The following is a 13,859-nucleotide window of genomic DNA, read 5'->3' as shown; positions in this document are numbered from 1 at the left end:
GGGAACAAATGTATGGCAAAAATAATTTCAGTAGCTAATCAAAAAGGTGGAGTTGGAAAAACAACAACAGCAATTAATTTAGCATGTGGGCTTGCGATGGCAAATCAAAAAGTATTATTAATAGATATGGATCCTCAATTTAATGCAACAACTGGAGTTGGTTATGAGATTGATAACAAAACATTAAGCATGTATCACGTTTTTATTGGAGAAAAAACTTTAGATGAGGTAATTGTAAAAAACATTAAAGAAAATGTAGACTTAGCTCCAAGTTCTATTGATGTTGCAGCAGTTGATTTAATTTTGTTAGAGCAAAAAAACAACAATCAAAACGTTTTAAAAGACCAAATTAATTTAATTAAAGAAGGATATGATTTTATAATTATTGATTGTCCACCAAGCCTTGGATTAATCAATAGAAATGGATTAGCTATATCAGATACAGTCCTAATTCCTATTCAAGCAGAACATTATGCGATGCACGGGGTAGCACAACTTTTAAGAACAATTAAAAAAGTTAAAGAAACATTAAATAGAAATTTAACTGTTGAAGGAGTTCTTGTTACAATGTTTGATTCAAGAACAAGATTAGCTCATGATGTATTAGAAGAAATTATGAAAACTTTTGGTAATAAAGTTTATAAAGCAATTATTCCAAGAAACATTAAAATCTCAGAATCTTCAATTGAAGGTAAATCAATATTTGAATACGACAAGAGTGGTCCAGGAGCATTAGCTCATGTTGAATTTGTAAAAGAGGTGTTGAAAGAAAATGGCCGCATCTAAAAAAAAGTACAATTTTAAAGGACTAGATGATATATTTGGTGAATCAGTTACAGATATAATTGATGTTATTGAAAATGATAAAACAATAGCAAAAGAAAAATCTTTATTAATAAGTTTAGATTTATTAAAACCAAATCCGTATCAGCCAAGAAAAATATTTGACAATGAAGAAATTAATCAACTTGCAGACTCTATAAAAATACATGGAATAATTCAACCAATTATTATTAATAATAAAAATGAGGTTGTTGCTGGAGAAAGACGTATGAGAGCTGCAAAAATTGCCGGGTTAGAAGAAGTGCCAGTAATAGTTTTAACTCTGTCAAATCAACAAATGGAAGAGTTTGCAATTATTGAAAACATCCAGCGTGTCGACTTAACTGATATAGAAGAAGCTATAGCTTATAAAAAACTTTCTACAAGTCTAAAAATGAAACAAGAAGAAATATCTAAAAGAGTTGGAAAATCTAGATCTCATATTGCAAATATAATGAGATTATTAAACCTTCCAAAAAATGTTCAAGAGGCAATGCTAGATAAAAAAATAAGTATGGGTCAAGCAAAACCACTTTTAACAATCTTAGGCAATGAAGATTTGTTAAATAATATTTTTGAGCAAATATTAACAAAAAATTTAACAGCAAGAGAAGTAGAATTATTAATCAAAAATAAAGGAAATGTTGTTGAAAAAGAAACTAAAAAACCTAAAAGTCCTTCTATTGTTAAAAGTGAAAATAATATTATGAGAAGACTTGGTACTAAAGTCAGTATTGAAAATAACAAATTATCAATTTGATATTCAAATGATAGTGATTTAAATAGAATTTTAGAAATTTTAGGATTGTTAAATGAAGAATAGTATTAGGAGAAACTCATGGGATTACAAGTAGGAATTGTGGGATTACCAAATGTTGGTAAATCAACATTATTTAATGCAATTACAAACTCAAAAGTTATGGCTGCAAATTATCCATTTGCAACAATAGAACCAAATGTTGGGGTTGTAGAAGTTCCAGATAAAAGGCTAGACAACTTAGCAAAAATATTTGGAAGTAAAAAAACAATATATACAACAATAGAATTTGTAGATATTGCTGGTTTAATTGCAGGAGCTAGCAAAGGAGAAGGTTTAGGTAATGCTTTTCTGGCAAATATAAGAGAAACAGATGCAATTTGTGAAGTCGTAAGATGTTTTGATGCAAAAGATATAACTCATGTTGAAGGTTCTGTAGATCCAGTAAGAGATGTTGAAATTATTGAATTAGAATTAATATTATCTGATGAGGCTAGTGTTAAAAAAAGGCTAGCTAAAGTTGAACCTAAATTTAAATCTACAAAAGATAAAACAATTATTGCAGAATTTAATTTATTAAAAAAATGTGAAGCGCAACTTGAAGAAGGAAAACTTTTAAACAAATTAGAATTTGATGAAGAAGAAAACCATTTACTTAAATCTTTTCAATTGTTAACAACAAAAAAATTTATTTATGTTGCAAATGTTGGTGAATCTGATGTTAACCAAGATAACGAATATGTAAAAACCCTTAAAGATTATGCAAATAATAATAATTGTGAAGTTGTAAAAATTTGTGCAAAAGTTGAAGAAGAATTAAGTGAACTTGATAGCGAAGACAAACAAACTTTTTTAAGTGATTTGGGTATTGAAGAACCAGGATTAGAAGTTTTAATAAAAGCAGCCTATAAATCATTAGGACTAAAAACTTATTTTACTGCTGGTCCACAAGAGGCAAGGGGTTGACAATTTAAAGATGGTTATACTGCACCTCAATGTGCTGGAATTATACATACAGATTTTGAAAAAGGATTTATTAAAGCAGATGTTTATAAATGTGAAGATATTTTTCAAGCAGGAAGCGAACAGGCGTTAAAGGCAACAGGTAAAGTTCGTCTAGAAGGAAAAACATATCTTGTTCAAGATGGAGACGTTTGTTTTTTCAAGTTTAATAAATAAATTTAAAAATGTGAAACTAAAATCAGTTTTACATTTTTTATTTTAAAACTAGTATTTTAAATGTTTCAATTAATTGTTGTATAATATTTTTTAGAGGTAAATATGTATAGAATTGGTTTTTCAAAAGATACTCATATAATTAATTTCATATTAAAAAACGGAGTTTTAGGAGGTGTAGTTTTTAAAAACTTTCCTAAAATGATCAATGCTTATAGCGATGGAGATGTTTTATTGCACTCACTTTGTGAGGCTTTTTTAGGAGCGATGGGGTTAGAAGATTTAGGAACTTATTACAATAAAGAAACAAAATCAAAAAATTTTAGTTCATTAGAAATTGTAAATGACATTCTAAATCTTTTAAAGAAAAATAATTATTTAATTTCAAACATCGATGTTTTAATTGAGCTAGAAAAACCTAATCTTAAGGATATCAAACCAACAATTAAGAGCAACTTAGCATCTATTTTTAAAATTAAAGAAAATCAAATTTCTATTAAAGCAACATCAACAGAAAAAAGAAATTATGAAACTATAACGGTTTATAGTAACGTATTAATTTATAAAGGAGAATAAAATGACAAAAATTAGATTAAGATATGCACCGTCACCAACTGGCTTTTTACATATTGGTAATACTAGAACAGCTTTAATGAATTATCTTTACGCTCATCATTACAATGGGGATTTTATCGTTAGAATTGAAGATACCGATATTGAAAGAAACGTAGAAGGAGCAATCGAATCACAGTTTGATAATATGGAGTGATTAGGCATTAGTCCTGATGAGTCATTTTTAAAACCTATTGATAAATATGGAAAGTATATGCAATCTCAAAAGTTTGATAGATATAAAGAACTTGCAGAGAAGCTTATAGAAAAAGGTTTTGCTTATAAATGTTTTTGTACACCACAAGAGTTACAAATCGAAAGAGAAGAACAAGAAGCAAGAGGAATTGTAGCTACTAAATATAGCAAAAAATGTTTATATAGAAATGATATTGATCAATTAAAAGATAAACCTTATAACATAAGATTTAATGTTGGTGAAGACCAAGCTATAAAAATTAATGATGTTGTAAGAGGTGATGTTGAGTTTAATTCAAAAGAAATTGGTGACTTTGTAATACTAAAATCAAATGGAATTGCAACTTATAATTTTGCAGTTGTAGTTGATGACTATGATATGCAAATTACTCATGTTGTAAGAGGAGAAGAACATATTTCAAATACTCCTAAACAATGTTTAATCTATTCTGCATTTAATTGAACTGAACCAAAGTTTTGCCATTTAACTTTAATAGTTGATGAAACTAAAAAGAAACTTTCTAAAAGAAGTGGAAACGCAATGTTTTTTATTTCACAATATCGTGAGCAAGGATATTTGCCAGAAGCTTTGTTTAATTATATTGCATTACTTGGATGAAGTCCAAAAGGTGAACAAGAAATATTTTCAAAAGAAGAGTTTGTAAAAATGTTTGATGAAAAAAGATTTTCAAAATCTCCAAGTACTTTTGATATGGTTAAAATGAAATGAATTAATAGTCAATGAATGAAAAAGTTAAGTGATGAAAATTATTTAGAATTTACTAAAAAATTTATTGATAAATCTAAATTTAATATAGATAATAAAGAACCATTATGACTAAATAGTGTACTTATGTTATTTAAAAAAGAATTAGAGTTTGGTTCTCAAATAAATAAGCATTTAGATATTTTTTTTAATGATGTAGAAGTTTCAGCACAAACTAAAGAAACTTTAGGAACTTTAAGCGATTATAAAGAAATGATTTTAAGTTTAAAAAACGAGTTAATAAACTTAGAAGACTTTGAAGAAAACAATATTAAAAAAATTATTTCTATGTTAGGTAAAACTTTTGAAAAAAAAGGTAAGGATTTATTTATGCCAATTAGAATTTTTACAACATTAAGTGAACACGGGCCAGAGCTTGCAAAAACAATATCACTATTAGGAAAACAAAAAGTTTTAAAAAATATAGATTCATTATTATAGGTGATTGATATGGAATATATAAGAGATAATGTTCACGGTGATATAAAAATAAAAGACGAAGTAATTAAAGAACTAATTAATACAAAAGAATTTCAAAGACTTAGAAGAATTATTCAACTTGGCGGAGGGCAATTTGTTTTTCCTGGTGCAAATCATACAAGATTTTCTCATTCAATTGGAGTTTATCATGTTATAGGAAAATTCTTAAATAATGTACATATAGGAAAACAAATAACAAATAATGATAAATTACTTGTTCAAATTGCTGGTTTGCTTCATGATTTAGGACACGGTCCTTTTAGTCATACTTTTGAAAAAATCTCAACAGTTCAACCTCACGAAAAATATACAGCAGATATAATATTAGGAAAAACAGAAGTTAATGCAGTTTTAAAAAAACATGGGTTAAATCCAGAAAATGTTGTAGCTATTATTGAAGGGACATACAAAAATAGTCTTTTAAATTCTTTTGTTTCAAGTCAACTAGATGCAGATAGATTAGATTATTTATTAAGAGATTCAATTAATACTGGGGTTAGTTATTCAAAATTAGATTTAGATTGAATAATTAGAAATGCAAGAATAATCAATAACAAACTTGTTTTTCGTTTAAAAGCTTTATATGCAGTTGAAAACTATTTATTGGGTAGATTTTATATGTTTAAACAAATATATCATCATAATGTAAGTTTTAGATTTGATTATACTTTAAAATCGTGATTTATGAGACTAACAGATCTATACAACAATAATTATGAGTTTAAAAATAAAGATGTAATTAACAGTTTAAAAGATTTATTAGAAGGAAAAAAGTGTAATCTTGAAGATTATTTACGTTTAGATGATTATACAATGATAGAGTGAATCAAAAAAACACAATTCGAAGAAGATGAAATTTTAAGGGATTTTGCAAATAGAATTATTAATCGTAAGTTTTTAAAAGTAGCCAACTCAATTGAAAGTAAGCAGCTTAATTTATATAAAGATCTTGTTGATAAAATAAATCAAAAATATTATTTTACAACAATAGAAAATATAGATTTAATAATTTATGATTGTGATAAAAACAACAAAATACTATTTTGTAGAGATGAAGATAAAAATATTTTTGAGTTAAGCGAATTATCAGAAATTTTAAAATCTGTACCAAGAAATATTGAAAAAATATTGTATGTTTTTATAAAGGATAATGTAAAATAAAGTTTATGGAGGAATTTTGAATGGGAACAACACCAACAATAGAATTAGCATATGATTATTTACTTTCAAATAAAGGTGATGCTAGTTTTGAAGATATATGAAACAATATATCCAAAGACATTCCTACTTCTAAAAGATCAAAGAATGAGATTATTGCAGAGCTTTATAGTGATTTAGTTCTAGACAATCGCTTCGCTTTAACGGCTGAAGGAAAATGAGGATTAAGAGATTATTTAAAATTTGAGGATGTAAAAAAACAATATGATTATGTGGATAAATTTGAAACTACAGAAGAATTTGACGATCTAGATTTAGGAACAGATGATTCTATGTTTGATGAAGCAAATACAACTAGCAAGTTGGATGCTGCAAAATTAAAACTTAGTGTAGAAGATTACGATGACGATGACGATGACGATTTTGATCAAATGGATGATGAGGATTCAGACGAAATGACATTAGTAGATTTAGAAGATAATTATGACGATTAACTTTAAAAAGTAGTTTTTAGCAACTACTTTTTCATTTGTAAAGGAGAATAATATGGCAAAATATATTTTTATAACTGGTGGTGTGGTATCTGGTTTAGGGAAAGGGATTACGGGTAGTTCATTAGGAGTATTATTAAAAAATTCTGGACTAAAAGTTTTTATGCAAAAATTTGACCCTTATTTAAATATTGACCCAGGTACTATGAACCCAATTGAGCATGGTGAAGTTTTTGTTACTGATGATGGTGGAGAAACAGATTTAGACCTAGGTCATTATGAAAGATTTATTGATGAAAATCTATCAAAAGTCTCTTCTTGAAGTGCTGGAAGAATTTATGCAGAAGCTTTAAATAAAGAAAGAAAAGGACAATTTTTTGGAAAAACTGTGCAAGTAATACCCCATATCACTGATTTAATTAAACAAAAAATTTATCAAGCAGAAGAAAAAAGCAAAGCTGACATTATAATTAGTGAGATTGGTGGAACGGTTGGAGACATTGAATCACAACCTTTTGTTGAAGCAATTAGACAAGTAAGAATGGAAAAAGGAAAAGCAAACGTGATGTTTATACACGTTGCATTGTTACCTTTTTTAAAAGTTTCAGGAGAGTACAAAACAAAACCTATTCAACACTCTGTTAAAGAGATGTTAAGTTTAGGAATTCAACCAGATATTATTGTTGCTAGAACCGAAGGTTCAATCCAACAAAGATTAAAAGAAAAAATTTCATTATTTTGTAATATACCCGTAACTAATGTAATTGTTTGTCCCGACAGTGATTCAATTTACAAAATACCTTTAATTTTAAAAGAAACCAAAATGCATGAAATTGTGGCCAAACATTTAGATCTAAAAATCCAAGAACTTAATATGGAAAGTTGAGAGAAGTTCAACAATGATATTAATTTATCAAATGATAAAGTTAAAATTCATATTGTTGGTAAGTATGTCGAGCTTAGCGATGCATACTTATCGGTTATGGAATCTTTAAAAATCGCAGGTTTTGAATTACACAAAAAAATAGAATTCATATGAGTGAATTCAAGATATTTAACAAAAGAAAATATTGAAAAAGAATTAAAAGGAGCTAAAGGTATTTTGGTACCTGGTGGATTTGGAGAAGAAGGAGTAGAAGGAAAAATATTAACTGCTAATTATGCAAGAGTTAATAACGTTCCTTATTTAGGAATATGTTTAGGAATGCAGGTTGCTTGTATTGAGTTTGCAAGAAATGTTTTAAAAATTTGTGACGCAAACTCTTCTGAGTTAGATCCAGAAACAACCAACAAGATTATTGATATTTTAGAAGGTAAGGATCGTAAAAACATCGGAGGAACTTTAAGGTTAGGAAAATATGAAGCTAAACTTAAAGAAGGATCATTAGCAAAAAAACTTTATAATTCTGATATAGCGATCGAAAGACACCGCCATAGATATGAGTTTAATAACGATTATATTGAAGATTTTGAAAAAAATGGAATGGTAATTTCAGGAGTATTCGAAGAACAAAATCTTGTAGAAATCATTGAAATTCCAAGCCATAAGTTTTTCATAGCTTGTCAATATCATCCAGAATTTACTTCAAGACCTATCAAACCAAACCCGTTATTTAAAGGCTTTGTAGAAGCAACAAGCAAAAATCAATAGTATTTAAATTTAGATTATCTTTAAATTAAGAAATTTATAGTTGTATAATAATGTGTAGGAGGATTATTTTATGTCTAAAAAATATCATGCAAAGCTAGTTAATTCTAGCAAAATGGTTAAAGATGCTCATGCAGGTAAATACGCAATTGGTCACTTTAACATTAACAATCTTGAATGAACAAAAGCTATTTTAGAAGCTGCTCAAGAAACATCAACACCAGTTATTATTGCTACTTCAGAAGGAGCAATTAAATATATGGGTGGTTTGAAAACAATTGTAGGAATGGTTAATGGTTTATTAGAAGAATTAGACATTACAGTTCCAGTTGCTTTACATTTAGATCACGGTCAATCTGTAGAAATGGCTAAAAAATGTATTGAAGCAGGTTACTCATCAGTTATGTTTGATGGATCACACTTGCCATATGAAGAAAACTTAGCAAAAGTTAATGATTTAATGAAATTTGCTAACGATCACGAAGTTTCAGTTGAAGCTGAAATTGGTTCAATTGGTGGAGAAGAAGACGGAGTTGTTGGATCAGGAGAGTTAGGAGATCCAAAACAAGCCGAAGAAATGTCAAAAACAGGTATTTCAATGTTGGCAGCCGGTATTGGAAATATTCATGGTAAATATCCAGATTGATGAACAGGATTATCATTCGATACATTAGAAGAGTTACAAAAAGCATGTAATATGCCAATGGTATTACATGGTGGATCAGGAATTCCTCAAGATCAAGTTAAAAAGGCTATTAGTCTTGGGATTTCAAAAATTAATGTTAATACAGAATTACAATTAGCTTTCAGGGATGCTACTAGAAAATACATTGAAGAGAAAAAAGACCTTGATGATTCAACTAAAGGATTTGATCCACGTAAATTGTTTAATCCAGGATTCAAAGCTATTAAAAACACTTTTGTAGAATTAACTCAAATGTTTGGTTGCGATGGTAAAGCTAAATAATTAGCAAGGGATGAATAAAATGCACTTAACAGCTGATGAGAAAATTAAAATTATTGAAGATTTTAAAAAGTCAGGGGTTACAGCGTCTAACTTTGCACCAACTAGAAATGTTAGTGTTGTGTCTTTAAGAAATTGAATTAAAAAATATGAACAAGGCGGACGCGACGCACTAAAAACAAAATACGAAAAATAGGAATACCTATTTTTTTATTTTTAAAAACTTTCAAGATATAATTTAAAATTATCTTAAAGAAAGAGATGAAATTATGGAAAAACAAATTAAAATACTAGTTGATAGTTTAGATTGTGCATCTTGTGCAATTACAATAGAAAAAGCACTTAAAAATATCAATATAATAAGTCACAATGTTATTATTCCTTTAAAGGAAGTATTTATAAACTACGATACTTCTAAAACAAGCGAAGAAGAAATCTTAAATATAATGAAGAAAAGTGGATACAAAGGCAAAATCATAAATGACTAAAAAAATTAACATCACTATGTTATTTTTGTTATGAATAATTGGTATATGAATTATCATAAGTATGTTATTTCATAATAAAAACAACTTTATATTATTTAGAATAGCTCATAATAATTATTTTTTATTTACAATTGCAATTATATCTACTTATTTATTTGGGTTTAAGTATATTAAAAAAGCTTATTTTGAATTATTTAAATGAAAAAAAACAGGGATGAATTTTTTAGTTTTTTTATCTACACAAACTTCAATATTTTATTCTATTTATCAATTAGTTATGAATCAAACGTTGGATTTAATAGAAGCAAGTATTTTTATAAATTTTTTTTTAAAAACAGGAGATTTAATAACAGAGAGACTTAATAATGTTGTTGCAAAAGACTTAAAAACAATTTTGTCAATACAACCAAAAGAAGCTATATACATAAATGATAAAGAAGTTGAAAGTGTAGTAAGTACAGATTCTATAAAAATAGGGTCAATTATAAAAGTAAAAAAAGATCAAATAATACCATTAGATGGCGAACTAATTACAAACTTTGCGCTATTTAACACACAAATAATTGATGGAGAAAACAATGTAAAAACTTTTTACAAAAACGCTTTAGTATTTGCTGGAATGGTAAATAAAGGTGAAGATATAACTTTAAAAACAACAGCCTTAAAGTTTAATTCTTACCTATCACAAATAGTTATGCAAGTTTCATCTGTACAATCTCAAAAATCAAAGTTTAAATCAGCAGTAGATTTACTAGTTACAATATTTACCCCTTTAGTAATAATAATTTCTCTATTTGGTTTTTTATTATCTTACTTTTATTTTGATGTAAGTAATTTAAGTGCTGCTTTTAAAGTGTTAACAACAGTATTGGTGTCAGCTTGTCCTTGTGCAATCGGAATTGCTATTCCTTTAGCTATTGCAATAGGTTCTTCTAAAGCGGCAAAAAAAGGTGTCATCTTTAATAAACCTGATGCTTTTCAAAGAATGGCTAAAATTAAAGTAATTTGTTTTGACAAAACAGGTACTTTAACAAAAGGAGAAATAGAAGTTGAAAAGTTTATAGGAGATAAAAATTATTTAAATGTTATAGGTTTAATTCAACTTCAGCAAAAACATCCTTTAGCAAATGGATTTTTAAATTACTTGAGAAAAATTAATTTTAAAATTGATAAAAGTTCTCAATTAGTAGAAGAAAAACCAAGAGTTTATAGATACAAAGAAGATTTATATGAATTCATTCCATCTTTTAAATGGAGTTCTCAAATAAAATCAGTAATAGATTTATCAAAATTAAAAGACAACTTAACAACAACTTTTGTTTTAAAAAATAATATAGTAGTTGCAGTTATTATTTTTAAAGATAAATTAAGAAAAGATGCGAAATCATCTATTAAGATTTTAAATGATAAAAAATATGAATTAGTTATGATAACTGGTGATAATTTATTAATTGCAAATGATGTTGCTAATGAGTTAGGCAATATGAAAGTGTTTGCTCAACAAACTCCAAATAGTAAACTCAAAATTATTTCTGATTTTCAAAAACAAAAAAAAGGAGTTGCTTTTGTAGGGGATGGAATAAATGATGTTTTAGCAATTCAAAAAGCAGACTTATCGATTGCAATAATCTCTTCTCATTTTTTTGTAAATTTAGAAGCAGATATTAGTTTGCTAAACCCTAATATTGAATTAATTTATGAGGCTATAAAGTTTGCCAGACTAACTAAAATAATTCTTATAACAAATTTATTTTGAGCGTTTTTTTATAATATACTTATTATTCCATTAGCCTTATCAGGAATATTAACCCCTTTATTTGGTATGGCAATAATGTTTTGTTCTACTTTGTTAGTACTTTTAAACTCTATGTTGTTTAAATTTAAAAAATAAATTTTATATTATTTTATAACTTGTTTATTAAATAGATTTTTAATTTAAAAATGTGGTATTATTATTTTTGTATGAACTATAGTAGATAAGTTTTTGAAAAGGAGTTGAAAATATGCCAAAAACAGAAATACATCCAAAATATTTTGAAACTAAATTTGTATGTACAACATGTTCAAATGAATTTATTTCAGGATCTACAAAAGGACAAGAAGTTAGAGTAGATACATGTTCAAATTGTCATCCTTACTACACTGGAAAACAAAGTTTTGCAAATGCTGAAGGAAGAGTTGAAAAATTTAAAGAAAAATTTGCTAAAAAAGAAGTTGTAGCAGCCGAAAAAGCAGCAGCAAGTAACAAACAAAAAGAAGCAAATAAAGCAGCTAAATCTAAATAAGATCATAAAATAAAATAACCTTTAATCTCTATTGTATTCATGTTAAGTTTACATTTGGTATAAAGGTTTTTTATTTGATTAATTTTTAAATTATATTAGAGTTTTTTATTTACAAGTGATTTGTTATACAATATTTAAAGCGGAGGTGGTACAGTGAGTTTTAAAATAAAAAATGCAGTATTTCTAAATAAAAAAGTACTTCCTCAAGATGTTACTTTTGAACTCAACCAAGGTGAGGTTATTAATGTAATTTCTAATGAAAAAATTTTACTTAAAAACTTTAAAAATATACTTCAAGGTAAATATTTAGTTAAAAGTGGAGTTTTTAAAGTAGACACATTTGATAAAGTTAATAAAAATTGAACAAGTAAAAAGGTTGCATTAATAAAACCAGGAAGTAAATTAGTAAGAAAATGACCAGAGAAACTTTGATTATATATTTCTTTATTATTTAATAATAATTTTTATTCAAAAGCAAAAATAAATTTGATTAATAGTAAATATACGTACTTATCTTATTCAACTTCAAAAAATAATCAAACTGATTTAAATATGAGAAATAAAGTTGAAGAAATGGTAAAAAAATTTATTAGAAACTCTGTTGAGATTGAAGAACAGTGATTAAAAGAATTCTTAGAACATATTATTGAATTCAATGATAAAAATTTAGAAAAAGAAAATAATAAAATACCTGATCACGTAAAAATTATTTTAAAAGACTACTATTATCTAATGGAAAATAATGCCAATTTAGAATTGTTACAAACTTTTTTACAAAGTTTATGAGATAAAGTTTATTCTTTTATTGATTTAAACTCTTTATGTAATTGTGAATATAATGCAAAAAACAATAAAGATAAAAGTGTTAAGAAAAAAGCAAAAGAACTTTCTTTTATTCAACAGAACTATGTTATTAGAAAGCAATTAAAAATAATTGATGTTAAAATAAGCAACATTAAAAGAAAACTTACAAAGAATAGATTTATTTTAAAAAGTTTAGAAAAACAAATTAAGTTTGAATTATCTAAATTAGAAGAAAAAAGTTTTAAAAAGTTTTTGACAATCGATAGTTTATTTAAATGAAGACAATTAGCTTTAGATCAAAGATTTGAATTTAAAAGAAAACAAGAAAAAATGTTTTTTAGTGCTTTGTTAGATGAATCAATCACAATTAGAGGAAAAATTGTAGAAATTATGCATAAGTATCATCAATATGTTTTAGAAAACAAAATTGTAGATGGTGATAAAAAAGAATTTAATCAACAAAAACTTTTACAAAAACAGGCTATCAAAAAAATTACTACACAAGCAAATGAATGAATTACTTCAACAGTGGAAGAACTTGAAATGAGTTTCAGTTTGTTTAATAACTTTTTTAAATTTAGTTCTATTAATAATATTTATTTTCAGTTGCTTGAAGCAATTTATTATAAAAAATACAATATCATTTTCTACAATGTTTTTCAAAAACTATCTAGCGATGATAGTGACCAACTTGTTAAAGTTGTTGAAAACTTAAAAAAAATAAACAAAAAATTTTGTGTTGTTTTTTTAGAAAATAGTTTAGAAAATATATATAAATTAAAAGAAAGATTGTATATTGTTGGAGAAAGTAAAATAGAAGAATCAAACTTCTCTAAATTATTAAAACAAAAATGAAATACTTATGGAAGCACTTTTTTTCATAACAAAAATAGATTAGCATACTCTTATGATGGAAAATATTTAAAAATAGCTTCACAGAAATTAAAGATAACAGACAAAAGCATTAATGAAAAAGGGCAATTATTAATTGACCCATTAAATATTTTTTTAAAGAAAAAAGAGTCTATTGGAGAACATATAGAATTTGTTGGCAAAGCAAAACCAACTGATCAATTTAAAGATAAAAATATATATGAATTTGTTTCTAAACAAGGAATAAAACTGTATTTTTATTCAACAAAAACTTTTAGTAGTAAAGAGAAAATAAAAGTATACTTATCTCAATACTCTATATTGAAATTTATATAAGGAG

General features: G+C 26.3%; 14 protein-coding genes. All 14 read left to right on the top strand.

Translation table 4 applies throughout. The features are described 5' to 3' along the window. The first annotated feature begins 12 nt into the window (after positions 1 to 12). On the top strand, positions 13 to 786 hold the full coding sequence (locus SGLAD_RS05145; RefSeq protein ID WP_134298340.1) for a ParA family protein: 774 nt from the start codon (positions 13 to 15) through the stop codon (positions 784 to 786). Then, positions 773 to 1,645 carry a ParB/RepB/Spo0J family partition protein gene (locus tag SGLAD_RS05140; protein ID WP_134298338.1) on the top strand — a complete coding sequence of 291 codons (873 nt, stop codon included), beginning with the start codon at positions 773 to 775 and terminating at the stop codon, positions 1,643 to 1,645. Before SGLAD_RS05145 ends, SGLAD_RS05140 begins: the two co-directional genes overlap by 14 nt. A 15-nt stretch (positions 1,646 to 1,660) precedes the next feature. Continuing rightward, complete coding sequence (gene ychF / locus SGLAD_RS05135) at positions 1,661 to 2,758, top strand: redox-regulated ATPase YchF (RefSeq protein WP_134298336.1); 1,098 nt, start codon at positions 1,661 to 1,663, stop codon at positions 2,756 to 2,758. 102 nt (positions 2,759 to 2,860) lie between these two features. After that, entirely contained in the window at positions 2,861 to 3,331 is a 471-nt protein-coding gene (locus SGLAD_RS05130; RefSeq protein WP_134298334.1) for a 2-C-methyl-D-erythritol 2,4-cyclodiphosphate synthase, read from the top strand. Between the two features lies 1 nt (position 3,332). Further along, positions 3,333 to 4,769, top strand: coding sequence for a glutamate--tRNA ligase (gene gltX, locus SGLAD_RS05125; RefSeq protein WP_134298332.1), 1,437 nt, complete (start codon positions 3,333 to 3,335; stop codon positions 4,767 to 4,769). Positions 4,770 to 4,778: 9 nt separating this feature from the next. Beyond that, positions 4,779 to 5,969, top strand: coding sequence for an HD domain-containing protein (locus SGLAD_RS05120; protein WP_134298330.1), 1,191 nt, complete (start codon positions 4,779 to 4,781; stop codon positions 5,967 to 5,969). A gap of 20 nt (positions 5,970 to 5,989) precedes the next feature. After that, entirely contained in the window at positions 5,990 to 6,460 is a 471-nt protein-coding gene (rpoE, locus tag SGLAD_RS05115; RefSeq protein ID WP_134298328.1) for a DNA-directed RNA polymerase subunit delta, read from the top strand. 52 nt (positions 6,461 to 6,512) lie between these two features. After that, complete coding sequence (locus tag SGLAD_RS05110; RefSeq protein ID WP_134298326.1) at positions 6,513 to 8,108, top strand: CTP synthase; 1,596 nt, start codon at positions 6,513 to 6,515, stop codon at positions 8,106 to 8,108. 70 nt (positions 8,109 to 8,178) lie between these two features. Beyond that, on the top strand, positions 8,179 to 9,072 hold the full coding sequence (gene fba, locus SGLAD_RS05105; RefSeq protein ID WP_134298324.1) for a class II fructose-1,6-bisphosphate aldolase: 894 nt from the start codon (positions 8,179 to 8,181) through the stop codon (positions 9,070 to 9,072). Between the two features lie 19 nt (positions 9,073 to 9,091). Beyond that, positions 9,092 to 9,265: a helix-turn-helix domain-containing protein gene (locus SGLAD_RS05100; protein WP_134298322.1), complete on the top strand. Its 174-nt coding sequence runs from the start codon at positions 9,092 to 9,094 to the stop codon at positions 9,263 to 9,265. Between the two features lie 73 nt (positions 9,266 to 9,338). Next, entirely contained in the window at positions 9,339 to 9,557 is a 219-nt protein-coding gene (locus SGLAD_RS05095) for a heavy-metal-associated domain-containing protein (protein WP_134298320.1), read from the top strand. Then, positions 9,550 to 11,448 carry a heavy metal translocating P-type ATPase gene (locus tag SGLAD_RS05090; protein WP_134298318.1) on the top strand — a complete coding sequence of 633 codons (1,899 nt, stop codon included), beginning with the start codon at positions 9,550 to 9,552 and terminating at the stop codon, positions 11,446 to 11,448. Before SGLAD_RS05095 ends, SGLAD_RS05090 begins: the two co-directional genes overlap by 8 nt. A gap of 112 nt (positions 11,449 to 11,560) precedes the next feature. Further along, positions 11,561 to 11,842 (top strand): 50S ribosomal protein L31, encoded by a 282-nt coding sequence (rpmE, locus tag SGLAD_RS05085; protein WP_134298316.1) that lies wholly within the window; start codon positions 11,561 to 11,563, stop codon positions 11,840 to 11,842. 153 nt (positions 11,843 to 11,995) lie between these two features. Continuing rightward, positions 11,996 to 13,855, top strand: coding sequence for a hypothetical protein (locus tag SGLAD_RS05080; RefSeq protein WP_134298314.1), 1,860 nt, complete (start codon positions 11,996 to 11,998; stop codon positions 13,853 to 13,855). Positions 13,856 to 13,859 lie beyond the last annotated feature (4 nt).

Origin of the sequence: Spiroplasma gladiatoris, from assembly GCF_004379335.1 — a bacterium.
Lineage (GTDB): Bacteria > Bacillota_I > Bacilli_A > Mycoplasmatales > Mycoplasmataceae > Spiroplasma_A > Spiroplasma_A gladiatoris.
The sequence above is the reverse complement of the archived record's forward strand: the minus strand, read 5'-3'. Positions and strand labels throughout refer to the sequence as shown.